The sequence below is a fragment of the Streptomyces roseifaciens genome (genome assembly GCF_001445655.1).
In the GTDB taxonomy this organism is placed as follows: domain Bacteria; phylum Actinomycetota; class Actinomycetes; order Streptomycetales; family Streptomycetaceae; genus Streptomyces; species Streptomyces aureoversilis.
Window position 1 is genome coordinate 2119474 of sequence record NZ_LNBE01000004.1, and the last position, 23132, is coordinate 2142605.

Here is a 23132-nt window from a genome sequence, read left to right on the forward strand (position 1 = left end):
TCGGTCAGCGCGGGGAGCGCGGGGCGTGGCGGTGGGCGAGCGCTTCGTACGAGGCGGACAGGGCCGGCGCCGCGGACTCGTACGTCCGCTGGGCGACGCCGATGAACAGGCAGTCCACCACGAGGAGCTGACTGGTGCGGCTCGACATGGCCGCGGGGCGCAGCTCGCTCTCCCGGGCGGAGGAGGTGGTGAGCACGTGGTCCGCGTACTGGGCGATCCCGCTCTCCGGGCGGCCGGTGATCGCGAGCGTCGTCGCGCCGTGCTCGAAGGCGACCCGCAGCGGTTCGATGACGTCGGTGGTGCGGCCGGAGTGGGTGATGGCGACGGCGACGTCGCCCGCGCGCAGCTGGACGGCGTTGGTGACGGCCAGGTGCGGGTCGGCCGGGGCGTGGGCGATCAGGCCGATGCGGAGCAGCTTCTGGACGAGGTCCTGGCCGACGAGGTTGGAGGCGCCGATGCCGTAGACGTCGATGCGCCGGGCGCCGGCGAGCGCCGCCACCGCGGCCTCCAGCTGCGCGGTGTCGAGGGCGGCGGCGGTGTCCGCCAGGCACTGCGCCTCCTCCTGGGCGAGCTTGGCGACGACGGCGGGCAGCGGGTCGTCGACCGCGATGTCGGCGGTGACGGCCGGGGCGCGGCCGGCCGCCTGCTCGGCGGCGAGCGCGGCGAGGGCGAGCCGCAGGTCGCGGTAGCCCGGATAGCCGAGGATGCGGGCGGTGCGCACGACGGTGGCCTCGCTCGTGCCGGTGCGCTCCGCGAGGCCGGTGACGGTGAGGGCGGCGGAGCCCGCGGGGTCGCTCGCCACGGTCTCGGCGACGCGCTGCATCGAGCGGGTCATGGAGGGGGCGAGCGTACGGACCTTGGCGGCGAGGGCACCGGGGGCGGGGGCGCCGCGGGCGGGCGGCGCGGCGGGGGCGTCGGCCGGCGCGGGGACCGCACGGTCGCCGCCGGTAGTTTCTTTCAGTTTGCTGCTCACCTTTTGAAAGGTATTTTCAGGGTGGTGAGCCGTCAACCGCCCCTGTCCGGGACAATGGACCGTATGGAGCTCGAACAAACGCTGCACACGGCGCGCGCCCTGATCCTCGCCGACCTGGTCGCGGGTGATGTGGCGGAGGCCGATGTCGTCTCGCTCGTCGAGGACGCGGTGGCGCAGCGGCGCTGGTGGGTCGAGCAATGGCCGGAGGGTGCCGGGTTCGTGGTCGGGCTGATAGCCCAGGACGTCCAGGACGCCCTGCTGGAGCGGTACGGCCGCTGGCCGCTGTGCCCGGTCTGCACTCGATCCGGTGACCTGCACGCCCTGGAGGTCGAGCCGGAGCTGGGGCCCGACCCGCACTGGGCCTGCACCAAGCAGACGGTCCTGGTCGCACCCGTCGGCTCGCTCGCCGACGCCCTGCGGTGAGGCGCCGCCGATGACGCTCTACATCGACCCGCCCGTCTGGCCCGGGCACGGCCGCATGTGGTCACACCTGATCAGCGATGTGTCGTACGACGAACTGCACGCCTTCGCCGCGCGGCTCGGCGCTCCCGCCCGCGCTTTCGACCGCGATCACTACGACGTGCCGTCGACGTCCTACGGGGACGCCGTGCGGCTGGGCGCGGTGGAGGCGAGCAGCAAGGAGCTGGTGCGGCTGCTGGCGGGCGCGGGGTTGCGGCGGCCGAAGCACGAGCGGCCGTAGCCGGTGCGGTCGTGGTCCGTGCAGTCGTGGTCCGTGCGGGCGTAGCCCGTGTGGCCGCGGGCCGTGCAGGTGCGCGGTCAGTCGGCCAGCAGGCCCAGTTCGGTGCTGAGGTTGTGGCGCGCGACCGCCTCCCAGCGGTCGTAGCCCAGCGGCGTGCGGAAGAGCCGCGGCAGGTCCAGGAGCTGCCGCAGCACGGTGGAGCGCCCCTCGCGGAAGGCCGCGTCCGGCACGAAGCCGTACTCCTCGCGGACGGCGGCGGCGTAGGCCGCGTACTCCTGCGGGGAGCCCGCGAGCACGGCCAGGTCGGCGTCGGAGAGCACTTCGCCGTCCCGGTCGCCGGCCGCCGGGGCGTGGCCGACGGTCAGCCGTACGAGGCGGGCGACCTCGGCCGTACGGGCGGCGCCGATGCCCAGCTCGGGCAGGGCGCGCTCGGCCAGGTGGGCGCTGCGCTCCTCGTTCTCGGAGCGGTCGGGGCGGTAGACCGCGTCGTGGAACCAGGCGGCGAGGCGTACCGCGTCCGGGTCGTCGGCGTGCGCGGCCAGCTCCTCGACCCGGTCCAGGACCGCCACCAGGTGATCGACGGTGTGGTAGCGGCGCTGCGGCTCCGACCAGCGGCGCAGCAGGTCGTCGGCGTACGGGCCGGGGTCCGGGGAGGTCGCGCCGCCGCGGGCGCGGTCCACGGTCTCCTGCCAGCGGATGCGCAGGGCGGGGCCGGACGGGTGCTCGGTCGTAGCTGCCATGGGGCCAATTGTGGGGCACCGCTTTTGGCGCGGGGCCCCCGTATGGCAGGCTGTGCAATATGTCTAGACCAATTCTTGAGGTGATCGCGCTCGGTCCGCGGGACGCGGTGGCGGCGCAGGACGGCGGGGCGGACCGCCTCGAACTGGTCACCGACATGGCCGCGGACGGGCTCACCCCGCCCCTGGAGACCTTCACCGCCGTGCGGGACGCCGTCCGCATCCCCGTGCGCGTCATGCTGCGCGCCGCCGACGGCTTCTCCGCGGGTGACGCGGCGGCCCTGGACGCCCTGTGCGACCGGGCCCGCGCGCTGGTCGCGGAAGGCGCCTCGGAGTTCGTCCTCGGCTTCCTCGCCGACGACGGCCGCGCCGACCTCACGGCCGTCGCCGCGCTCGCCGACGCGATCGGGCCGCGGGCGCGCTGGACGTTCCACCGCGCCATCGACCGGGCGGCCGACCGCGACGCCCTGCGCAAGCAGCTCGCCGACCTGCCCGGCCTGGACACGTACCTGACGGCGGGCTCCGCCGCCGGCGTCGACGACGGCCTCGCCACGCTCGTCGCGGAGGCGGGCCGGGCCGACGAGCCCGGCTACGAGCCGCGGATCATGGTCGGCGGCGGGCTGCAGCTCAAGCACCTGCCGGTGCTGCGCGGGGCCGGGATCTCCGCCTTCCACATCGGCGGCGCCGCTCGGCCGGACGGGTGGGGCGGGCCGGTGGACGCCGGTGCGGTGCGGACGTGGCGGGAGGCGCTGGACGCGTAGGGCGATCCGGGGCTCCGCCCCGGGCCCCGGTCCTCAAACGCCGGACGCGCTTGAATTCTGCTGGGCCCGGTTCTCGGCTGCGGGCCCGGCCGGGGTCCGCGTGCGGCCTGCTCCCGAAGCTGCGGCAGCTGTCGCAGCCGGCCTCGTCGTCGCTGCCGACATCCCCAGCGCCACCAGCGCCAGCGCCGACGCCCCCAGCGGGAACCAGCGCTCTCCCAGGAGTGCCATCGCCAGGCTGCCCGTCCCGCCGCCCGCGGCCATGCCCAGGTACAGCGCGCTGCTGTTGAGGGAGAGCAGCAGCGGTGCGTCGGCGGGGCGCAGGGAGGCCAGGCGGTGGGGCTGGGCCACCGAGACCGACCAGCCTGCGAGCGGCACCACCAGCGCGTAGACGAGCGCGCCCGTCATCGTCCGGCCCAGCCACGGCAGCGCTGCGAAGAACACCGCCGAGACCACGCTGCCGACCAGCAGGACCTTGCGGACGCCCCAGCGGTCCACGACGTGGCCGCCGAGCCAGCTGCCCGCGACCGAGGCGACGCCCGTCACCAGCAGGATGGTGCTCAGCCGGTCCGCGTCGCCGCCCGTCGCCGGGTGGACGGCCGTGCCCAGGTAGATGTAGACGGACTGGAACGCCATGAAGAAGGCGAAGGTCGTCGCCGCGGCGGCCAGGACGCGCCCGTCGCGCAGCGGGGCGAGCCGGTCCCGCAGGCCCACCGTCCGGGCGGGCGCGGGCAGTTCGCGGAGGAAGACGGCCAGGCCCAGCAGGGCCACGGCACCGAGCGCGGTGACGAGCCACATGGTCAGCCGCCAGTCCGCCCGGCCCACGTAGGTGCCGAGCGGCACGCCCAGGGCCGTGGCCACGGTCATCCCGCCGAGCACGGTCGCGATGGCCCGGCCGCGCCGCTCCGGCGGGACGAGGGTGGTGGCGGCCGCGCTGGCGTTCGGGCTGTAGAGGGCGGCTCCGGCGGCGGCCAGGACGCGGGTCGCGAGAAGCGTCGGGTAGTCGGGTGCGAGGGCGCTCAGGGCGTTCGCGGCGGTGAACACGGCGAGTGCCGTGAGCAGCAGGCGGCGGCGCGGCCAGCGGGCGGTCGCGGCGGCGAGGACCGGGGCGAGCAGCGCGTACGCGAGCGCGAAGACCGTCACCACCTGGCCGGCCGCCAGGACGGAGACGCCGAGGTCGTCGGCCACCCGGCCGAGGATGCCGGCCATGACCATGGTGTCGGTGCCCACGGCAAAGGTGCCGAGGGCGAGCAGAAGCAGTCGCAGACGCACAGGATCCCCCTTCGAGACGCACCGTTGGATGCTCGTCAAACAATTGGGGATGGGTGGATAATTGTCAAACAATTGCCGGGGGGCGAGGAGGGAAGAGCACATGCAGGGCGAGTGGCTGCCGCAGCCCGCGGCCGAGGACATCCGGCTGGTGAGAGTGCTGCACGCGCTCGGCGACCCGGTGCGCCTGCAGCTCCTGTCGGTCTACTTGAGGGGCCAGGAGTTCGACTGCGACCTGAGCGGGCTCGGCCTGGACCACCTGCACAAGTCCACGGTGTCGCACCACATGAAGGTCCTGCGCGAGGCGGGGGTGACCTCGACGCGCGTCTCCGGCCGCAACCGGTTCGTGAAGCTGCGGCGGGTGGATCTCGACAAGCGGTTCCCCGGGCTGCTGGACGCCCTGCTCAGGGGGTTGGAGGGGGAGGCCTCGTAGGGCCTCCCGGGCAGGGGTCCTGCGCGGCGGGGGTCACCCCAACTGCTGTGGCAGCGGCTCTGCGTGAAGCACCGTCAGCCCCGACACCGCACGCGTCAGCGCCACGTACAGCCGGCGCAGCCCCGTCCGCTCGTCCGGCTCGCCTGCGACGACCGCCGCCGGCTCGTCCAGGACCACGTAGTCGTACTCCAGGCCCTTCGCCAGCGAGGCCGGCACCAGCGTCAGGCGGGCCTCCGCCGTCGTCTCCTCGCCCGGGGACAGGTGCGGCAGGCCCGCCGCCGCCAGCAGCGCGCCCAGCGCCTCGATCCGCGCGTCCGCCGCGATCAGGCCGATCGACCCCTCCCGCTCCAGCGACTCCCGGCACGCGGCCACGACCGCCGCGTCCAGCTCCCCGCCGGGCACCGCGCGCACCGCGAAGTCGCCCGCCGCCTCACGGACGGACGTGGCCTCGGCCAGGCCGGGGGCGATGGCGGGCAGCAGCCGCGACGCGTAGGCGATCACCTCGCGCGGCACGCGGAAGCCCTGCGTGAGCTCCTCCACCGCGGCCTCCGGCTTGCCGAGGTGCGTGAGCGCCTCCTGCCAACTGGCCGTCGCCCACGGCGTCGTGCCCTGCGCGAGGTCGCCGAGGATCGTCGCGGAACCGGTCGTGCAGCGCCGGCCCACCGCGCGGTACTGCATGGGGGAGAGGTCCTGGGCCTCGTCCAGGACCACGTGGCCCAGCGACGCCGTCCGCGCCACCAGGTCCGCCGCCTCGTCGATCAGCACCGCGTCCGCCGCCGACCACTTCGCCGACTTCACGCCGCGCGCCGGCTTCGCCCACCGGATCTCCGCCTGCTCCTCCGCCGAGAGCACCCCGTCCGCGTGCTCCGCCAGGAACTCCGCGTCGGACAGCAGCCGCAGCACCAGCTTCACCGGATCGACCGCGGGCCACACCGCCTTGACGGCCGCCTTCACGGCGGCGTTGCGTGCGACCGCGTCCTGCACCCGGTCGTCCGGCGCCTCGCCCGCCTGCTCCATGCGCACCAGCACGGCGTGCGCGATCCGCTGCGGCAGGGCCTCGCGGGCGGCGCCGTAGCGGATGTCGCGGTCCAGGAGCTCGCGGACGATCTCCTCGATCTCGTACGCGGGCACCCGCCACCGCCGCGAGCCGCGCACGACGACCACGGACTCCTCCGGCATCGTCACCCCGGAGCGCACGGCGCGCCGCAGCACCTCCGCCATGCGGGCGTCGCCCTTGATGCGGGCGGCCTCCGCGCCGTCCGTGCCGCGCACCTCCACGTGCGCGACGAGGTCGTCGACCGTCGCCTGCGCCACGTTCAACTCGCCCAGCGCGGGCAGAACTTGCTCGATGTAGTGCAGGAACGACCGGTTCGGTCCGATGACCAGCGTGCCCGTGCGGGCGAGGCGCTCGCGGTGCGCGTAGAGCAGATAGGCCACACGGTGCAGGCCGACCGCGGTCTTCCCGGTGCCGGGAGCCCCCTGGACGCACACCGTGCCGCCGATCCCCGCACGGACGATCTCGTCCTGCTCCGGCTGGATCGTGGCCACGATGTCCCGCATGGGGCCCACGCGCGGCCGCTCGATCTCCGCCTGCAGCAGCTTGCTGGCCTGGTCGGCGCCGGACGTGTCGGTGAGGTCCTCGTCCTCGTACGCGGTGAGTTCGCCGCCCGTGTAGCCGAAGCGACGGCGCATCCGCACGTCCATCGGCTCCTTCTTGGACGCCCGGTAGAACGGCTGCGAGACGGGCGCGCGCCAGTCGATCACCATCGGGTCGCCGTCCGCGTCGTGCACGTGGCGGCGGCCGATGTAGAACTGCTCGCCCTCGGCCCCTTCGGCCTGGTCCGCGCCCGGCGCGTGCGTGTAGTCCAAGCGCCCGAAGAACAGCGGGGTGTGCGCGAGATCGGCCAGCGCCGTGATGCGGTCCTCGATCTGCCGCTCCAGGACGGCGGCGTTGACCCAGTTCGCGGTGACGTCCTTGATGTCCAGGGCCTCGACGTCCTCCCGCATCGCGCGCAGGGCGGCGCGGGAGGAGGAGAGGTGGGTGCGCTCCCGCTCCAGGGGGTCGTTCGCGTGGGTGGTCACTTGCGGCGCGGGCACGGCAGAGCCTCCAGACGTACGGGGGACGATCGGAAGCCGCCGGTTTCCGTCCGGTCGGCGGCCGCGCTCCGTGCGGTGGACGCTGCGGGAGGCGGGCGGGAAGGGGAGATTCTAGTCAGCGGGCCGGGGGCGTGCGAGCGATTTTCCCGCGCTCCCCAGGGGCGTTTCAGGGTCGTCCCCGGGGCCGCCCCCAGGGACGTCCTCAGGGTCGGCGTCCACCTCCCGTAGGACGCCATGATCCTCGGGTCGTACGCGCGGGCCTGCGCTTTTACACCGGCAGGCCGATGTCCGGGGCGCGGCGGGGAACCATCATGGAGACATGAACACAGCAACCGTGAACCCGGACTCCGCCGCCGACGCGTCCCCCCTCGCGCACGCCCTCCGTGCGATCAAGGCCTTCGCCGGCGCGGCCGTCAGCGTCGTCGTCCTCGGGCAGTACGCGGACGGCCGCAGGGCCTGACCCCGGCTCTCCTCCGTACGAGGCCGGGGTCGTGCGCGGCCGTACGGCTTACGCCTCCTCGCCCGCGAGCAGCGAGTCCGCGTCCACGATGCGGTACGCGTAACCCTGCTCGGCCAGGAACCGCTGCCGGTGCGCCGCGAAGTCCTGGTCGACGGTGTCCCGGGCGACCACCGAGTAGAAGCGCGCCTCGTGCCCGTCCGCCTTCGGGCGCAGCACCCGGCCGAGGCGCTGTGCCTCCTCCTGCCGGGAGCCGAACGTGCCCGACACCTGGATGGCGACCGTCGCCTCCGGAAGGTCGATGGAGAAGTTCGCGACCTTCGAGACCACGAGCACCGAGATCTCGCCCTGCCGGAAGGCGTCGAAGAGCTTCTCGCGCTGGGCATTGCTGGTCTCGCCCTTGATCACGGGCGCGTCGAGGTGCTCGCCGAGCTCGTCGAGCTGGTCGATGTACTGCCCGATGACCAGCGTCTGCTCGCCCTGGTGCCGGGCCACCAGCGCCTCCGTGACGCGCCGCTTCGTGGCGGTCGTCGCGCAGTAGCGGTACTTCTCCTCCGTCTCGGCCGTCGCGTAGGCGAGCCGCTCGGAGTCCGTGAGGTTGACGCGCACCTCCACGCAGTCGGCCGGCGCGATGTAGCCCTGCGCCTCGATCTCCTTCCACGGCGCGTCGAAGCGCTTCGGGCCGATGAGGGAGAAGACGTCGGACTCGCGCCCGTCCTCGCGCACGAGCGTCGCCGTCAGGCCGAGCCGCCGCCGCGCCTGCAGGTCGGCCGTGAACTTGAAGACCGGCGCCGGCAGCAGGTGCACCTCGTCGTAGACGACCAGGCCCCAGTCGCGGGAGTCGAACAGCTCCAGGTGCGGGTAGATGCCCTTCCGCTTGGTCGTGAGGACCTGGTACGTGGCGATGGTGACCGGCCGGATCTCCTTCTTCGTACCGCTGTACTCGCCGATCTCGTCCTCGGTCAGCGACGTGCGCCTCACCAGCTCGTGCTTCCACTGCCGCGCCGAGACCGTGTTCGTGACGAGGATCAGCGTGGTCGCCTTGGCCTTGGCCATCGCACCGGCGCCCACGAGCGTCTTGCCCGCGCCGCAGGGCAGCACGACCACGCCCGAACCGCCGTGCCAGAACCCCTCGACGGCCTGCTGCTGGTACGGCCGCAGCGCCCAGCCGTCCTCCGCCAGCTCGATCGGGTGCGCCTCGCCGTCCACGTACCCGGCCAGGTCCTCCGCCGGCCAGCCCAGCTTCAGCAGCGTCTGCTTGATCTGCCCGCGCTCGGAGGGGTGCACGGCGACCGTGTCCGGGTCGATCCGGGCGCCGACGAGCGGCTGGATCTTCTTCGAGCGGAGGATCTCCTCCAGGACGGGGCGGTCCGTCGACTCCAGGACCAGCCCGTGCGTGGGGTGCTTGAGCAGCCGCAGCCGTCCGTAGCGGTCCATCGTCTCCGCGATGTCGACGAGGAGGGAGTGCGGGACGGGGTAGCGCGAGTACGTGACGAGGGCGTCGACGACCTGCTCGGCGTCGTGCCCGGCCGCCCGGGCGTTCCACAGGCCCAGCGGGGTGACCCGGTAGGTGTGGATGTGCTCCGGGGCGCGCTCCAGCTCGGCGAAGGGGGCGATGGCGCGACGGCATGCGTCGGCCTGCTCGTGGTCCACCTCCAGGAGCAGCGTCTTGTCGCTCTGGACGATCAAGCAGGACACTCGTACCTCCACAACCGGGCCCGGCCGGCCCACCGCGCCAAACTCCCGAGTCTACTTGCTCGAACGTGGAGCCGGGGTGGAACGCCGGGGTGGAACGGGGCACGACCGTTTGCGCACGGGCCGTCCGGGGGGGCGCGCCGGGCCGCGGGGGCGGGGGTGGCTGGTCGGGCCGGGCCGCGGCGCCGGGGGTCAGGCGTGTTCGTCCGCCAGTTCGGCCACGCCTGTGATCCGGTGCAGGGGGTACGTGCGGACCTCGTCCGCCGTGTGGTCGTAGCCGGTCACGAAGCCGCCCTCGACGCGCACCGGGGCGATGACGCGCTGGCTCGCCGCGCCCTCCGCGTTCACGTAGCCGATCCACACCGCGGCGCCCGTGAGCACCGCGGCCTGCATCGTGGCGAGGGTGTCCGCGGAGGTGGTGCGGGGCAGGCCGCCGTCGGCCGGGGCGGGGGCGGCGACCGGCTTGCGCTCGGCCGTGGAGGCCAGGTCCCCCGCGCGGATCGCCCGCACCGCGGCGCCCAGCAGCGTCTCGTCGGGGACCGGCGGGCCCTCCGGGACGGGGGCCGGGGCGGTGCGCTGCGGAGTGCGGCGGGCGTCGGCGCGGGTGACTACGACGTCGCCCTCGGCCGACTCGGCCGCCGGGGCGTACCCCATGGCCCGCAGGCCCTCCAGGAGGGCGTCCGGCGCGACCTGCGCGGCGAGCACGGTGGGGGCGAGGCGGCGCAGCCGCAGCGGGGCGGAGCGGCGGTCGGCGAGGATCTCGGCGAGCATCGCCTCGTCGTCGCAGCGCAGGTAGGAGGAGGCGGCGCCGACGCGCAGCCGGCCGTGGCGGCGGGCCACGTCGTCGATCAGGTAGGCCAGCGGCTGGGGCACGGGCGTACGGGAGTGCTCCGTGAGGAACGCCTTCAGGTCGGACGCGGTCTGCCCGGCGTCCAGCGCGCGGCGCACGGACGCGGGCGTGAAGCGGTAGACCGTGGCGCCGCCCTTGGACTCGACGTCCGCGAGGACCCCGAGCACCTGGGCGAGCGGCCGCCTCAAGGGGCCCGGGGCGACGGCCGTCAGGTCGGCCTGGAGCAGGATGTGGTCGAGTGGCTCCGGCAGCAGCGGGGCCAGCAGGGCGGCCGCCCGTACGGCGCAGGCGCCCTGCTCGGCGTCGCTGAGCGGGAATGCGGGCTCCGTGCCCTCCGGTCCCGCCGGCCTCTCCGGCCTCTCGGGTCCCTCCGGCTTTTCCGGCCCCAGCAGGGCGCGGCCCGGGGCGGACAGGGCGCCGCGGTTGGTCACGCCCAGCAGCTCGGCCTCGGCCAGCGCCCAGCGGGCCAGGCGGGTGCGCAGGTCCTCCGTGCCGGGCTCGGCAGGCGTCCGCGGGGGGCGCTCCCAGTGCATGCGGTCCAGCAGCGTGTCCGCGGTGACCGAGGCGCCCGGCGGGAGCGTGGCCAGGAGGGCGAGGGCGCGGTGGCGGACCTCGGGCGCGGGCGAGCGGTCCAGCTCCGCGGCGAGGACGTTGAGGGGCCGGCCCTTGGCGTCCCGGCTGCCCACCAGGCCCGGGGTGCGGGTGGCCGCGAGCCAGGCCGTGGCCAGGCGGGCCCAGCGCTGCTCGGCGGGCAGGTGCAGCCAGTCGTCGAAAGCGGGCGTGGGGGCGTAGCGCTCGTCGACCTCGCCGTCGGAGGCGAGCAGCCCCGCCGCGTACGCCAGCTCGATCCAGAAGGCCGCCGCCTCCTCGGTGGTGTCGAGGACGGCCGCGGCGCGCTTGAGGTCGCGCACGCTCAGGCCGCCCGCGCGCAGCACGAGCGGGCCGTCGGACTCCCAGGCGGCAAGCAGGTCCTCCACCGTCCCCAGGGCCGTGAACGCCTGGCCGGCGGCCGCCGCGTCCACCGTGCGGGCGGAGTGCGGAGTGGCGGGCGCCAGCTCGGGTGCCACCGGCTCGGGCGTACGGTGCGCGCGGCCGCCGCGCAGGTGCAGGGCCGCCTCGCGGGGCAGGACCACGTTGCCGGGCGAGGCTGGCAGCAGCAGGCCGCGGTCGAGCAGCCAGCGCAGGTGCGGGGCGGGATCGGCGGTGACCGTGCCGTAGGGCGGGCCCCACACCAACCTGCCCAGGACCGCTGTGGCCTCCGCGGGCGCACCCGCCAGCAGCTCCGCCATCCGGGTGCGGTCCTCGAACACGGTCGTGAGCGCGGCGACCGCCGACACCGGGTCGTGCGTCCCCGGCAGCCCCGCCGCCGCGATGATCTGCTGCAGCCGGCCCGGCGACATGCCCGCCGTGGCCTCCGCCACGGTCGGGCCGAGGCCGGTGGGGGAGGGGTGCGCCGGGCTCGGCGCCAGCAGCTCGCGGACGGTGCGGACCAGACGCAGCCGGTCCTCGCCGCCCCAGACCAGGGCCTGCTCGCGCAAGGTGGCCAGGGCGCGGGGCAGGGCCTCGGCGATGCGCGGGTCGCCGGGGGCGTCCCCGGTCATCAGGGCCGCGAGAGTGCCGTACGGGCACGGGTCCGGGGCGACGGCGAGGGCCTCGGCCGCCTGCAGGGCGAAGCGGTCCAGGCGCTCCAGGGCGCGCACGACGGAGGCGCGGGTGCCCGCGCGGGTCGCCAGCTGGGTCAGATCGCCCGGCACGGGATTGAGGAGATCGGGGCGGGCCCGCAGCAGGCCCGCGAGCGCCCCGTCGGGCCGCGCCCGCAACTCCTCGGCCAGCGTCCGCGGCCCGCCGCGCGCGGCCCCGCCGCTACTGCCTGTCTCCCGCGGTGTGGTCATTCTGTTTACGGTACCGGGTCGAGCGCCGCAGGCCAGGGGGTTGCGGGGCGCTGCGGCGGTGCGGGGGCGGTGCGGGGGCGCCGGTGCGCGGGGCGCCGCCGGTGGGTGGGGGGTGCCGGTGCGCGGGGCGCTGCCAGTGCGTGGGGGTGCCGGTGCGCGGGGCGGCTTCCCTGAGCCGCGTCGTCATCGACCGTTCCCAGCAGACCGAACTCGGCCAGGCGCTCATGGCCGAGCTGCACGTGACCTACAGCGACGACCTCGAAGCCTGACCAAGCCACCGACGCCGGCGGGAACGACGACGGGAGGTGTCGGGGGCGCAGGGGTGGGGGTTCGGGGCGCTGACGTGTATTTGTGGGCCCAATCTCCGGGCACGCACGACATCAGGGGGTCCGGGCCCGTAAATATACGGCCCCGGACCCCCTGATGTCGTGCGTGCCCGGAGATTGGGCCCACAAATACACGTCAGCGCCCCGAACCCCCACCCCTGCGCCCCCGACACCTCCCGTCGTCGTTCCCGCCGGCGTCGGTGGCTTGGTCAGGCTTCGAGGTCGTCGCTGTAGGTCACGTGCAGCTCGGCCATGAGCGCCTGGCCGAGTTCGGTCTGCTGGGAACGGTCGATGACGACGCGGCTCAGGGAAGCCGCCCCGCGCACGGCGGAGAGATCGTTGCCGCGAAGGTCGAGCCGCTGGTACCGGCCGGGGTTGAACTCGGTGTTCCGCAGAGTGCAGTCGCTGAGGACCGCGTCGCTCAGGTCGCAGTCGGTGAATGTGGCTTCGGAGAGTGAGCAACGGGAGAAGACGGTCGGGCCGACGGCGCGGACCTTGGTGAAGGCGGTGAAATCGAGCTTGCAGGATTCGAACAGCACATGGTCGAGGGTGAGGCCGTCGAGGGCCGCGCCCAAGAGCTTGCAATGGCGGAACACGACGCGGGTCAGCTTGCTCTCGGTCCATCGGGCCGAGCCCAGGTCGCAGGCGTCGATCTCGACCGAATGCAGGTTTACCCGTTCCAGCCGCAGGCGTGCCGTGTGCAGGTTTGTGATGCGGCCGGTGATGAGTTGCACGTCGGCGTGGTCGAGGTCGCGCAAGTCCGCGTCGGCGTAGTGGAAGTCCTGGACACTGCCGTGAGCCCTCTCCAGGGATTGAACGCGGTGCAGGTACAGGCCTGGCTCGGCGAGGTCGGGTACGACGATTCGGGCACGGCCGAAGAGGAGGTGGTCCACAGGACTCCGAGGGGTGGACGAGAGGGGTGTGGGCCGCCGAGGAGCGGCCCCACCGCCGGGGAAGCTACTTGGTCTTCTTGTTCCAGTTATCCCAGGTGGTCCGGTTGTCGAACTGTGGTGTGATGTTGTCCCAGGTGGGTCGATTATCGAATCCGCCCCCCGGGGCAGTCGGCGACAAGGCCATCAGTGTTTGCAGGGCGTCCTTCGAGGCACGTACGCGGTCAGTGGCAGTGGGCGTCGGCATAGCGGGTGACTCCTTCGAATAGGGCGATCTTCGAGGCGGTGCAGTAACGGGTGCGGGTGCCGTCCAGTCGGCCGTCGTGCTCGAAGTACCGGTTCGCGGGATGGGCGCCGCCGCAGAAGTCGAAGTACGGGCATGTGGCCTTGCACGCGTCGACGCCGCGCCAGAACTCGGCGAGCCACGACGTGCGTGCGTCAGCCTCGGACAGCAGCGTCTTGAGGTCGGTACGCAGGACGTTGCCGCTGGTGAAATCACCGAGCCGTGGATCGAGGAACCCGGTCAGCTCGGGGGATACGAGGACCACCCCACCGTCGTACGCGATCGTGGGAAGCGGGTCCCACGACCGGCCGCCCCGGGAGATTGCTCCCTGGTCGTTCAGCACGGCCCGGGCGAAGTCCAGGACCCGGCTGATCTCCCGCACTCGGACGGCGGGGTTGGTCTGCCACGCCGCGGTCAGCGCTTCCCAGAACTCGGCCGCCTGCTCCGTCTCATGGTGAGCGGTGTTCACGCCCTCGTGTTCTTCGATGTTGACGCCGAGCGAGCGGCAGCCGAGGCCGGCGAAGAACGTATAGAAGTCCGCTGCCTGTGCAGGGTCGGGATCGGAGACGACAGCGATCACATCGAACGGGATTTCGTGACGCCGAAGCCTTTCGATACCGCGCATGATCACCTGGAATGCCGGATGACCGGCACGGGTGATGCGGTGGGAGTTCATCTCCGCAGGACCGTCGATGCTGACCCCTACGCCGATGTCCTTCTCCAGAAGGAAGGCGCACCAGGCGTCGTCGAGGAGCGCGGCGTTCGTCTGCACGGTGTGCTTCACGCCGCGGAACGGGGCCATCAGGGCCGCCAGGTGCTCCCGGCCGGCGGAGAGCGGTTCGCCTCCGTGCCACACCACCTCGAATGACGAATCTTCCTTCGCCCAGGCGTTGACCGACGTGGCGACCGCTGCGGCCACTGCCAGTGGCATGAGGTGCTTGGCCTTGCGGAAGGGCAGATAGCAGTATGTGCAGTCCAGGGGGCGGCACAGTGTCGTCGGCTGCATGACGACAGCCTCTGGTACCGCGGCAAGGCGCCTCGTCGGTGCTGCCGGAGTGGGAGCGGACACGCGTATCACCACCGATTCGTGGGGCGGTCAGGCTGCAAACAGCATCTGTAGGCGGACCGGCTGTGCTCAAGAAACTTGCACGCGCTTGCAGCGGTTCATTCCAAGGCGTTGATCGCTGCGGCGATCAACGTGCGGGCTTCCTTGCCGTAGCAGGCGATCTGCGCGAGTTCGGAGAACATTTGTGCGTAGATGGCGACTTCGCTCGGTTGCTTCACGGTGACCTGGGCGGTGGCCAGCTCGATGATCACCTGGTCGTCATCGAAGATCCAGAAGCCTTCCAGTGGCCACATCGTGCGGTCGGCCGTCATGGGGACGATTCCGAGACTGACCTGTTGGAGCACGGATACGGTCAGTAGGTGGCCGAGCTGGCTGACCATGACCTCCGCGTCACCGAAGCGGGTTCGCAGTGCCGCTTCTTCCAGCAGGATGCCGAACTGCCGATTGGCCTGGCGCAGGACCCGCTGCCGCCCCATGCGGACAGCGACGGCGGCCTCGGTGTCGTCAGGGATGTCCCAGAAAGCAATGATGCGGCCCATGATCGACCGGGCGTAGGCCGGCGTTTGCAGCAGGCCGGGGATGACGCCCGGCTCGTAGATACGGAAACGTCGGGTGCGCTCGTACAGCGGAACGTGCGCCTCTTGCACAGGGCGCAGCCCTTCACGCTGGAGGCGGCGCCACTCGACGTACATCTCCTCGATGTTGTGGGCGGTGGCGAGGAGATCGGGGTACGTGTCGGTGGCCTGACACAGTTCGGCGTATCGCCACAGATCGTCATCGGACGGTTGCGTGATGCCGTTCTCGATGCGGGAGGCCTTGGACTCACTCCAGCCGGCACGGGCTGCGAAAGCCCGTGCCGTTTTGAAGCCGCCAGCTTTACGGATCTCCCGAAGCCGGCTGCCCAGAGCGACGCGGGCCTCCCGGACAGCGGAAGAGGGCGCTGATCTCACAGGTCTGCTTCGTTGTCGTCGCTCAGGAGGGCCGGTATTCCGCGTGCGGGACCGCCCGCTCCCAGACTGCCTCGAACGCACTCGTGCAAAGGCGGAGGACCCGCTCGTCCCGCGTGGGTTCCAGCCAGTCCGGCGCCGCCTCCCCGTCACCCGTGAAGTGCAGGACCACGACCAGCTGGTTGTCGAATACCCAGAAGTCGTTGCCCGGGAAAGGGATGTCGGTCGCCTGCCTGCGCGGCAGCCAGCGGATGTCCTCGCCCGCTTTCGCGTTGGCCTTCGAGACGTAGTGCTCGAAGCGGATGCAGTCCGACTCCGGTACGGAGAAAACCCGCGCCCGGCGGATGCCGACGCCGCGGCCGGTGGCAGCCCACACCGTCTCCAGCCACTGCTGGAATTCGACGTCGCCACCCACCGGATCGGTCAGGGTCCCGTTCTGCCAGGCGATGAAGGCGGGGTCGGACGGCATGTACGTGTCGCGCATCTCCAGATGCACCGCCGAGTGCTCGGCCGAGGCCAGAAGCTCCTCAATCGTCGGCACCCTTGCCACCCTGCACCTCCAGGAAGAACTGGACCATCCGCCGGGGAATCTCCACGACCGTCTCGTGCCTCGGAAGATCGAGCTGCGCCAGCCGCTCCATGTCGTCGACCTTCCACCCCTGGACAAGGTAGGTGTCCTTCTTCTCGTCCAGGTAAATCGTCGGTGATCCGCCCGACTTGCTCTCTGGATCCTTGCCAAGCCTGCGCAGAGCCATGGTTCCCTCCTAGCTCGGGGGCGATCTCCGGAGACCAGCCTTGCACCTGCCGCAGGAGAGACGCACGGAACTTGCGCCGACTTGCATGTGGACCGGCAGCCTGAGTGGTCACAGCCGGCCGGACCGGACCTCGTGGAGGAATGAGGTCCAGGCCGCTGGCTGCCCATGGAGCGGCACGTCATCCACCTCTTCAGCACCGGCCCGTGGCCAGCAGGTGTGAACTGGCAGCGAGTAGATCCGGGTACGGCTCCGCGGCTCGGGCGGCGGCCAGGGCGGCCCGGAAGAGCGGCGAGTCGAGGGGCAACGGTTGTTGGGTGTGCTGCTCGGCGGCCTTGAGTAGGGACCACGTGGGGCCTTCGACGGCGTAGACACGGATGTCGTGGAGTCCGGCGGCGCGCATTTCCTCCGCCAATTCCGGGGCGGTGTGGAAATAGGCCGCTGTGAAGCCCTTCCTGCCCGGCTCGTGCACGCCCGTGGCGAGGATGTCGGTTACGGCGCCGCGCACGCTCTCGCGGTCCAGCCACGTGGTGGCCGTGTGCTCGAAGAGGGATGCGTACCGGTTGATGGCCGCGGCGGCCACCAGGCCACCGGATGCGGTGACGCGACGTGCCTCGGCCAGCGCCTGGTCGCGGTCGGCGCGGTCGAGCAGGTGGTAGAGCGGGCCGAGGAGGAGCGTGACGTCGTACGACCCGTCGGCGGCGGTGAGGTGGCGCGCGTCGCCGAGTTCGGCCGTGCATCCGGTTCCGGCGGCCTGTGTCACGTGCCTGGCCACCGGGTCCACGAGGTGGACCCGGTAACCGTCCGCGGTGAGCCACCGCGCGTGGGCTCCCGGCCCGCCGCCCACGTCGAGAAGTGCGGCCGGGGCGGGAGGGAGATGGCGCCGGAGCAGCTCTTGTGTGCGGGCCATCTCCAGCATGCCGTCCGCTGTTGCCGTCAGCCGGGTGGCCTCGTCGAAGGTGTCGGTGTAGAAGTCGATGATCTCCGGGGCCACTTGGGGGATCGCCATGGCGGCGATGTTCTACCGTGACCGGTCGACATGTCCAGCGGTCACAGCCGGCCGGACCGGACCTCGTGGAGGAACGAGGTCCAGGCCGATGGGTGTACGTGGAGTGACGGGATGCTCGTGTCCTTGGAGTCGCGGATGCCGATCCCCTCGGTGAGGGCGGCGACCTCGACGCAGTTGTGTTGCGCATTGCTGTAGGAGGACTTCATCCATATGTCATGCATCGCTGACCTCTCCTGATAGTTGTTGCAGAAAACGCACGGTCTTCTCCGGCGACATCGCCGTGGCGCTGAGGGAGCTGAACCTTCGGGAGAAGCGTCCGACCTCTCGTGGCTTGTCCGACATGCACAGGGACCCCCAGGGCACGTCGGCCTGGACCGTCGACGGCAATGCCTCGCCCAGGTCGAGGATGGTGAAGTCCGTGTCGAACCGGTAGCCGACCTCGTGGGTGCGCAGGATCTGCACTGTCACATTTTCCCGCTCCGACAGCGCGGCAATCTCTGCATACTGCTCGCGCATGACCTCGGCGTTTCCGACGATGTGGCGTAGCGCCGCCTCCCCCAGGATCGCCCAGAGGTGCAGGGGATCCTCCTCGCGGGTCAGGAGTTCCTTGCGCATCATGCGCAGGCGAACGCCGTGGTCGACGTACTCGCTCGTGAACTCGTCGTGCAACTTCTCCATCTCGAAAATGGCGGTTGCGTACCTCTTCGTCTGGAGCAGGCCCAGGACCAGGGTCGGGTGCCATGCCTTGATGGCGCGGGCTACGGATTCGACGCCTGCGAACGTCCGCACCGTGGGGTGCACCGTGCTGGCGAAGGACGTCCATTCCTGGCTTGCGGACTCGCGGTGCAGCTGGGTGAGCGCAGCGATGTGGTCCTCGTCTGTGACGTCGTACCGCTTCAGCAGACTGCGCAGGTGACTGGATTGCTTGAGCGGAATGCTCCCCGTCTCGACGCGCTGGAGGTGGGACTCGCTGAAGCCCAGGCCCTTCACCGCCTGTTCGAGTGTCATCCCGGCTTCGCTGCGCATGCGGCGTAGTTCGGTGCCGAGTGCGATACGACGAGCTGTTGGTCCGATCCGTGCTCCCACTCTCATCGCCTTCCGTGGTCGCCTGCGTCCTGGCTGAGTCTGGCACCGCGTGTTCATGCCGCGCTTCTCGCTGCTCCTCTTGTGTGCGCGCCTGTCGCCGTCAGGCATCGCTCAAGTCCCGCCAGCCATGCACGTGTTGCCGTCCTGGCATGTGCCACTTCGGAGGCTAGCGGGATATCTGTGGGATGGCGCTTGAATCCTCAATTCGCCACCCGGCAGGGTGGTTCCCGTACCGAGTCGCAGGTCGGGGCGATGCCCCCGCACCGCTCGAAGGAGCCGTCATGCCTCCCTTCCCCCGTACCGCCCACACCCCCGGCGAGATCACGCTCGCCCCCTCCGAGCCGTCCCCCGTTTCGATCGGTCAGGCCCTCCGTGAGGCCACCGCCATGGAGACGTGGTTGCCTGCCCCGTCGCGGCTGAGCGAGGTCACCGAGCGGCTTCTCGGGTACATCCGGGAGACCGTCCCGGCCGTGGAGGCGGCTGCGGGCCGTCGCCCCGTGGAGTGTCCGGTCCGCCGGTCCGCGTTCGGCGCGGTGGAGGAAGCCCGTCACCGGGCCGGGGGCGGGCCCGGCGACGGGTATGCGTCCGCGATCAGCTTCGCCCGGGGCCTGGGCAAGGCTGCGGGGGACCTGATGCACCAGCAGCGGCGGCTGCAACGGGAAGGCGAGCGGTGAAGGGGGCGGCTGCGCGGCTGTGGGCGTGGTGGGGTCTGTACGGGCAGTTCTCCCGTCCCGTAGGGGCCTTGTGGCCGAGCCGCCGACGGACGTATGCCAAGCGGCGCAACGAGGTGGTGGCCGTCCCCCACACCGGTGGCCCGCCCGCGCTCAAGCAACTGCCGGGCTGCACCTGTGAAGCCTTTGTCGGCGGGGAACAGAGGGCGTAGGCCGGTCGTTCAGGTCTCGCACGGTCCAGGCAGGCATGCCCGTTGCGGACTTTGGAGAGTGCTCGATGCCCAAGTGGTTGGTCATGGAGGAGACGGTCGTGGCCGAGGGAGCGGCTCCGCATCAGCGGATCCTGCGGTCCTTGAGCGGGAACAAGACCCGGGATCAGGCGCTCGTGGAGTTGAGCAGAGTGGCCAAGCGCCACCGGCCCGACTGCCTCAAGAGCACGCCGTGCGTCGTGGGGCAGGACGACGACGGGTCCTTTTGGATTCTGCCGAAGAACGGCAAAGGGCACGCCCGGTGCAACCTCCGGGTCATTGAGCAGACGCACCCGTAAGTGACGGTCGTGAGCGGGATGGGGCGGTCGGTCCCTGTCTTCCTCGGGGCCGCCCCATCCCGCTCGGCCGTCAGTCGAACCAGCGCGCCCGCGCCAGTTCCTCCGTGCGGCTCGGGTCCTCCAGGAGGGCCGCTGCCTCGAAGCGGCGGGACCAGGCTCCTGCCGCCCAGGCCAGGCCCGCCGCCACGCCCTCCAGCGTCGAGGCGTGCAGGATGCCGTCCGCTCCCAGGCGCCAGTCCAGTTCGACGCCGTCGACGACGAGTTCCTCGTGCTCCACGTACGTCTCCGGCGCGCCCGGCAGCAGGACGCGTACGCCTTCCGGGACCTCGCGGAGTTCGCCCTGGCCCGCCGGGGCGGATGCTTCCAGGGTCTCGCTCAGGCGGCGTACCTGGAGCAGGTCGGCCAGGTCCGCCGAGCGTGACGGCGTCACCGGGAGGAGGGCGTGACCCGTGGCCAAGGGGAGGAGGTCCGGGGCGTCGGCCACTACCGCGTCCGCCGCGTCCACCACCCGCACCTCGCCGTCGGTCACGGCCCGCAGCTCGTCCGGCAGCGTGACCTGGTCCGGGTCGAGGCGGGCGAGGAGGCCGTACAGGGCGTGGAGCTGGGGTGCGGTCACCGGGAGGGCCGGGTCGGCCAGGCGGGAGAGGAGTTCCGCCGCGCCGCCCGGTTCGTCCAGCAGCGCGGCCGCGGACGTACGGACGCCGAGGGCGCGCAGCACCTGCTCGTCGGCGAGGCCGGCCGCGTCCACCGCCTCGTACAGGCCGCGCAGGAGCGGGTCGCCGCCCGCGACGCGCAGACCTGCGGGGCGGCGGCCGTCGAGGACGGGGTGGCCGCGCAGCCACCAGGCGGTGTACGGGCGGACGGACTCCGTCGTGCCGTCGGGCAGCAGGATGCGCACGGGCGTGGTGAGGGCGTCGCGCAGCGGCGGCTCGGCGAGCAGGGCCAGGGCTTCCGGCCAGGCGTCGTCGTCGACGAGGTCGAGGTCGCGGACGGCCACGATCTCCGTCGCGACGGGCGGCACGGGCGTGTCGGGCAGCCGGTCGAGGACGTCCTCGCACCACACGTCGACCGCGTCGAGCAGCCCGGCATCGTCGGGCTCGGCGAAGTCGCCGTCGCGCGGTTCGAGTTCGTCGGGGTCGAGGACGACGTCCGTGGCGCGCACGAGCGCGAAGCCGGCCATGACGCCGACGGCGGTGAGCGGCTGCTCGCCCCACCGCTCGGCGAGGGCGGCGTCGCACGCGGCGAGCTCGCCGGGCCGGATCACGCGTTCGAATACGCTTCCGGGCAGGACGAGTTCGCCCGCGGGGGCGAGCTCGCCGTCCTCGTCGGGCAGGGCGAGGGCGCCGAGCCAGGGCTCGTCGCCGGGCGCGAGGTCGGCGTCGCGCACGAGGCCGAGGACGAGCTCGGCGAGGGCGTCCGCGTCGAGCGCGTCCTCGTCCCACACCTCGTCGGCGTCGAGGGAGGCGGCCACCGCGGCCCGCACCTGCGGGGTGGTCAGGACGGCCCGGGGAGAGGACGGGGTGGCGCCGAGCTTCTCCAGGAGCGGGTGCGCGGCGTCGGGGTGGGCGACCTTCAGCCCCAGGCGGGAGAGCCGCTCCGAGTCCGCGCCGTCCGGCGGCGGGAGCAGCACCTGCCGCGGGCCGATGGCCGTACGGCCGTCCGCGAGCGGCACGGGCAGGCCGGTGAGCCGGTCCGGGTCGATGCCGGCGAGGCTGTCGTAGAGCCGCTGCCACCAGGACGGGGCGCGCTCGACGCCGGCGAGCCGGTCGACGACCTCGCCGAGCGGGGCGCGCGCGACGCCGAGGGCGCGCAGCTCGGGGCGGCGCTCCAGGCCGGCGGGCAGCAGGCTCGGGAAGAGCTCGCCGAGGACGGCGACGGTCTCGGCGCCCGCACCCTCGACGACCTCGGCGTCGGCGGGGCGCAGCGCGTACGGCTCGCCGGGGCCGCCGGGCCCGCTCCGCGCGAACGGGTCGTCCCACGTGTCGGCGGCCGGCGGGGCGTCCGGGGCGGCGGCCGGCTCCGGCGTCTGCCGGGCCGCGTCCGGGCCCTCGGTCCACGGGATGCCCTCCACGCCGCCGCCCCGCGGCGCGGCCGTCTCCTGGGCGGGGACCCCGGCCGCGCTCGGCAGGAACGCGACGCCCGGCAGCCGGTCCAGGATCCGCCGGCGCAGCTCCGCGTCCAGCGCGCCCTGCGCCAGCGGGGAGGGCACGAGGTCGAGCGTTCCCGGGCCGACCGGGTGCCAGTCGCGCAGCAGCTGCGCGTACGCCTCGGCCGCGCGCCCGGTGAGGAAGTCCGTGAGGGCGCCGGGCGCGGCGTGGCGGCGCGTGGGCTCCAGCGGGAACGTGGCGACGAGCAGCGCCGGGACGCCCAGCGGCTCGTCCGTCGGCGTCGGCGCGTGCACGACGGGCGCGGTGCCGGGGCGTACGGGCGCGCCGTCCTCGCCCACCGGCACGGCCCACATGACCGACCAGTGCGGGCGCAGGCGCTCCTCCACGGGCCGGTCGGCGAGCAGCGCGGAGTCCAGGGCCCCGGCCGCCCGCTCGACCCGCCAGCGGGCCGTGGTGCCGCGCGCGGAGTCGTCCACGAGGACGTACGGGCCCTCCTGGCGGCGCGTCAGGGTCCGTACGACGCCGTCCGTCTCGACGACGACCTCGGACAGGCCGGGCAGCGTCAGCAGCAGCGCGTCGTCGACGCCGGCCAGCAGACGGGAGGTCAGGTCCTCGGCGGCGCCGTCGCGCAGGGGCAGCACGACCACCGTGTCGTAGCCGGCCGGGGCGGAGCCCTCGGCGGGCAGCGGGAGCCTCAGCAGCGGCACGTGGCCCTCGCGGCGGCGGATCTCCTCCTCCAGGGCGGGGGCCCGGACGGCCTCGCGCGCCGCCAGCGCCCTCGCCTCCGCGAGCGACCAGCGGACGCCGCCGGAGCGGCCGACGACGGCCGGCTCGTCGCTGACGGCCAGGACCGCGGAGAAGCCGACGCCGAACCGGCCGACGCTGCCGTGGCCGCCCGGCCCGGCGCCCTTGTCCGCGTCGCGCTTGGCGGAGGCGCGGAGGGTGGCCAGGGACTCGACGCCCGCGGCGTCCATGGGCGCCCCGGTGTTCGCCGCGGCCAGCACGGCCGGGCGGCTGCCGGCGGCCGCGTGCAGGGTCAGCCGCAGGCGGCCGGGGACGCCCGCGCGGGCCGCGGCGTCGGCGGCGTTCTGGGCGAGCTCGACGACGAGGCGGTCGCGGTAGCCGCCGAGCGCGAGGTCCTCCTCGGCGTTGGCGTCCTCCCGGAAACGGGCCGGCGACGCCGCCCAGGCGTCCAGCACGCCGCGCCGCAGGCGCGCGGTTCCGAACGGATCCGCGCCTTCGGCCGCGCCTCGCACCATTGCCGTGCCGCTCACGTGTCGTCTCCTGCCGCCGGTGGGTGTTCCTACGGCAGAACGTACCGCGCGGGGGTGACAGGCCGGTGTCGCCCTACCCGTGGGCGGCCGTACGACAGGGCGGGGCCGTATCGCGCCCGGGGGGCGCTCGTCCTCAAACTCCCCCAGCTACTGCTGGGAGGTACCCCCGGACGGGCTGGATCGGCGTCGGGCTCGCCCGTCAGGGGCAGCCCCCGTCAGGAGGCCGGAGGCTCCGGCCCGTCCGTTCGCAGGCCGAGTGCGCAGGCCGAGTGCGCAGGCCGAGCGTACGTCAGCCCGTCTGCGGAGGCGCCG

The 23132-nt window shown here is 73.0% G+C and carries 23 protein-coding genes; 7 read left to right on the forward strand and 16 right to left on the reverse strand.

Annotation, left to right across the window (positions count from 1 at the left end; genetic code table 11):
• Positions 1-4 precede the first annotated feature (4 nt).
• Positions 5-973: a MurR/RpiR family transcriptional regulator gene (locus AS857_RS26780; protein ID WP_079110648.1), complete on the reverse strand. Its 969-nt coding sequence runs from the start codon at positions 971-973 to the stop codon at positions 5-7.
• A 54-nt stretch (positions 974-1027) separates the two neighbouring features.
• Here AS857_RS26780 and AS857_RS26785 point away from each other — a divergent pair, with 54 nt between their 5' ends.
• Entirely contained in the window at positions 1028-1396 is a 369-nt protein-coding gene (locus AS857_RS26785; RefSeq protein WP_058045777.1) for a hypothetical protein, read from the forward strand.
• Between the two features lie 10 nt (positions 1397-1406).
• Positions 1407-1673: a DUF4031 domain-containing protein gene (locus AS857_RS26790; protein WP_058045778.1), complete on the forward strand. Its 267-nt coding sequence runs from the start codon at positions 1407-1409 to the stop codon at positions 1671-1673.
• A 77-nt stretch (positions 1674-1750) separates the two neighbouring features.
• On the opposite strand, the gene AS857_RS26795 is transcribed toward AS857_RS26790, so the two are convergent.
• On the reverse strand, positions 1751-2413 hold the full coding sequence (locus tag AS857_RS26795) for an HD domain-containing protein (RefSeq protein WP_058045779.1): 663 nt from the start codon (positions 2411-2413) through the stop codon (positions 1751-1753).
• A gap of 59 nt (positions 2414-2472) precedes the next feature.
• On the opposite strand from AS857_RS26795, the gene AS857_RS26800 reads away from it, so the two are divergent.
• The gene (locus AS857_RS26800; protein ID WP_058045780.1) at positions 2473-3171 is read left to right on the forward strand and encodes a copper homeostasis protein CutC; all 699 of its coding nucleotides are present in this window, start codon (positions 2473-2475) and stop codon (positions 3169-3171) included.
• 33 nt (positions 3172-3204) lie between these two features.
• Here AS857_RS26800 and AS857_RS26805 read toward each other — a convergent pair whose 3' ends face one another.
• Positions 3205-4440: an MFS transporter gene (locus AS857_RS26805; RefSeq protein WP_063804365.1), complete on the reverse strand. Its 1236-nt coding sequence runs from the start codon at positions 4438-4440 to the stop codon at positions 3205-3207.
• 100 nt (positions 4441-4540) lie between these two features.
• On the opposite strand from AS857_RS26805, the gene AS857_RS26810 reads away from it, so the two are divergent.
• On the forward strand, positions 4541-4870 hold the full coding sequence (locus AS857_RS26810; protein WP_058045781.1) for an ArsR/SmtB family transcription factor: 330 nt from the start codon (positions 4541-4543) through the stop codon (positions 4868-4870).
• A gap of 33 nt (positions 4871-4903) precedes the next feature.
• On the opposite strand, the gene AS857_RS26815 is transcribed toward AS857_RS26810, so the two are convergent.
• Positions 4904-6967, reverse strand: a complete 2064-nt coding sequence (locus tag AS857_RS26815) for a HelD family protein (protein WP_245700528.1) — start codon at positions 6965-6967, stop codon at positions 4904-4906.
• Between the two features lie 319 nt (positions 6968-7286).
• On the opposite strand from AS857_RS26815, the gene AS857_RS40495 reads away from it, so the two are divergent.
• Entirely contained in the window at positions 7287-7427 is a 141-nt protein-coding gene (locus tag AS857_RS40495) for a hypothetical protein (RefSeq protein WP_173864806.1), read from the forward strand.
• Between the two features lie 48 nt (positions 7428-7475).
• On the opposite strand, the gene AS857_RS26820 is transcribed toward AS857_RS40495, so the two are convergent.
• The 11 genes from AS857_RS26820 to AS857_RS26865 form a co-directional block, all read right to left on the reverse strand.
• Positions 7476-9122 carry a DNA repair helicase XPB gene (locus AS857_RS26820; protein WP_058045783.1) on the reverse strand — a complete coding sequence of 549 codons (1647 nt, stop codon included), beginning with the start codon at positions 9120-9122 and terminating at the stop codon, positions 7476-7478.
• Between the two features lie 189 nt (positions 9123-9311).
• A complete protein-coding gene (locus tag AS857_RS26825) occupies positions 9312-11861 on the reverse strand; it encodes a helicase-associated domain-containing protein (protein WP_058045784.1) in 2550 nt (849 codons plus the stop codon).
• 535 nt (positions 11862-12396) lie between these two features.
• Positions 12397-13080 carry a pentapeptide repeat-containing protein gene (locus AS857_RS26830; RefSeq protein WP_058045785.1) on the reverse strand — a complete coding sequence of 228 codons (684 nt, stop codon included), beginning with the start codon at positions 13078-13080 and terminating at the stop codon, positions 12397-12399.
• Between the two features lie 64 nt (positions 13081-13144).
• Entirely contained in the window at positions 13145-13324 is a 180-nt protein-coding gene (gene amcA, locus AS857_RS42450; RefSeq protein WP_079110650.1) for a multiple cyclophane-containing RiPP AmcA, read from the reverse strand.
• Positions 13302-14441, reverse strand: a complete 1140-nt coding sequence (gene amcB / locus AS857_RS26835) for a cyclophane-forming radical SAM peptide maturase AmcB (protein ID WP_338058280.1) — start codon at positions 14439-14441, stop codon at positions 13302-13304. Before amcB ends, amcA begins: the two co-directional genes overlap by 23 nt.
• Before the next feature lie 83 nt (positions 14442-14524).
• A complete protein-coding gene (locus AS857_RS26840) occupies positions 14525-15376 on the reverse strand; it encodes a helix-turn-helix domain-containing protein (protein WP_058045786.1) in 852 nt (283 codons plus the stop codon).
• A 22-nt stretch (positions 15377-15398) separates the two neighbouring features.
• Entirely contained in the window at positions 15399-15914 is a 516-nt protein-coding gene (locus AS857_RS26845) for a DUF6879 family protein (protein WP_338058281.1), read from the reverse strand.
• A complete protein-coding gene (locus AS857_RS26850) occupies positions 15901-16128 on the reverse strand; it encodes a hypothetical protein (protein WP_058045788.1) in 228 nt (75 codons plus the stop codon). The genes AS857_RS26845 and AS857_RS26850 overlap by 14 nt, the downstream gene beginning before the upstream one ends.
• Positions 16129-16318: 190 nt before the next feature.
• Positions 16319-17134: a class I SAM-dependent methyltransferase gene (locus tag AS857_RS26855; RefSeq protein ID WP_058045789.1), complete on the reverse strand. Its 816-nt coding sequence runs from the start codon at positions 17132-17134 to the stop codon at positions 16319-16321.
• 41 nt (positions 17135-17175) lie between these two features.
• Positions 17176-17355 (reverse strand): DUF397 domain-containing protein, encoded by a 180-nt coding sequence (locus tag AS857_RS26860; protein ID WP_058045790.1) that lies wholly within the window; start codon positions 17353-17355, stop codon positions 17176-17178.
• On the reverse strand, positions 17348-18277 hold the full coding sequence (locus tag AS857_RS26865; protein ID WP_338058282.1) for a helix-turn-helix domain-containing protein: 930 nt from the start codon (positions 18275-18277) through the stop codon (positions 17348-17350). The genes AS857_RS26860 and AS857_RS26865 overlap by 8 nt, the downstream gene beginning before the upstream one ends.
• 224 nt (positions 18278-18501) lie before the next feature.
• Here AS857_RS26865 and AS857_RS26870 point away from each other — a divergent pair, with 224 nt between their 5' ends.
• Both AS857_RS26870 and AS857_RS26875 read left to right on the forward strand, forming a co-directional pair.
• Positions 18502-18894: a DUF6415 family natural product biosynthesis protein gene (locus tag AS857_RS26870; protein WP_058045791.1), complete on the forward strand. Its 393-nt coding sequence runs from the start codon at positions 18502-18504 to the stop codon at positions 18892-18894.
• A gap of 274 nt (positions 18895-19168) precedes the next feature.
• Positions 19169-19438 (forward strand): hypothetical protein, encoded by a 270-nt coding sequence (locus AS857_RS26875; protein ID WP_058045792.1) that lies wholly within the window; start codon positions 19169-19171, stop codon positions 19436-19438.
• Between the two features lie 70 nt (positions 19439-19508).
• Here AS857_RS26875 and AS857_RS26880 read toward each other — a convergent pair whose 3' ends face one another.
• Positions 19509-22805, reverse strand: a complete 3297-nt coding sequence (locus AS857_RS26880; protein WP_058045793.1) for a sacsin N-terminal ATP-binding-like domain-containing protein — start codon at positions 22803-22805, stop codon at positions 19509-19511.
• Positions 22806-23132 lie beyond the last annotated feature (327 nt).

What these genes read in the sequence shown, in the direction of transcription:
- AS857_RS26785 (WP_058045777.1), top strand. Translation starts at nt 1,028, where the DNA reads ATGGACCGTATGGAGCTCGAACAAACGCTGCACACGGCGCGCGCCCTG.
- AS857_RS26790 (WP_058045778.1), top strand. Translation starts at nt 1,407, where the DNA reads ATGACGCTCTACATCGACCCGCCCGTCTGGCCCGGGCACGGCCGCATG.
- AS857_RS26795 (WP_058045779.1), bottom strand. Translation starts at nt 2,413, where the DNA reads ATGGCAGCTACGACCGAGCACCCGTCCGGCCCCGCCCTGCGCATCCGC.
- AS857_RS26800 (WP_058045780.1), top strand. Translation starts at nt 2,473, where the DNA reads ATGTCTAGACCAATTCTTGAGGTGATCGCGCTCGGTCCGCGGGACGCG.
- AS857_RS26810 (WP_058045781.1), top strand. Translation starts at nt 4,541, where the DNA reads ATGCAGGGCGAGTGGCTGCCGCAGCCCGCGGCCGAGGACATCCGGCTG.
- AS857_RS40495 (WP_173864806.1), top strand. Translation starts at nt 7,287, where the DNA reads ATGAACACAGCAACCGTGAACCCGGACTCCGCCGCCGACGCGTCCCCC.
- AS857_RS26825 (WP_058045784.1), bottom strand. Translation starts at nt 11,861, where the DNA reads ATGACCACACCGCGGGAGACAGGCAGTAGCGGCGGGGCCGCGCGCGGC.
- amcA (WP_079110650.1), bottom strand. Translation starts at nt 13,324, where the DNA reads ATGCCGACGCCCACTGCCACTGACCGCGTACGTGCCTCGAAGGACGCC.
- AS857_RS26850 (WP_058045788.1), bottom strand. Translation starts at nt 16,128, where the DNA reads ATGGCTCTGCGCAGGCTTGGCAAGGATCCAGAGAGCAAGTCGGGCGGA.
- AS857_RS26855 (WP_058045789.1), bottom strand. Translation starts at nt 17,134, where the DNA reads ATGGCGATCCCCCAAGTGGCCCCGGAGATCATCGACTTCTACACCGAC.
- AS857_RS26860 (WP_058045790.1), bottom strand. Translation starts at nt 17,355, where the DNA reads ATGCATGACATATGGATGAAGTCCTCCTACAGCAATGCGCAACACAAC.
- AS857_RS26865 (WP_338058282.1), bottom strand. Translation starts at nt 18,277, where the DNA reads ATGAACACGCGGTGCCAGACTCAGCCAGGACGCAGGCGACCACGGAAG.
- AS857_RS26870 (WP_058045791.1), top strand. Translation starts at nt 18,502, where the DNA reads ATGCCTCCCTTCCCCCGTACCGCCCACACCCCCGGCGAGATCACGCTC.
- AS857_RS26875 (WP_058045792.1), top strand. Translation starts at nt 19,169, where the DNA reads ATGCCCAAGTGGTTGGTCATGGAGGAGACGGTCGTGGCCGAGGGAGCG.
- AS857_RS26880 (WP_058045793.1), bottom strand. Translation starts at nt 22,805, where the DNA reads ATGGTGCGAGGCGCGGCCGAAGGCGCGGATCCGTTCGGAACCGCGCGC.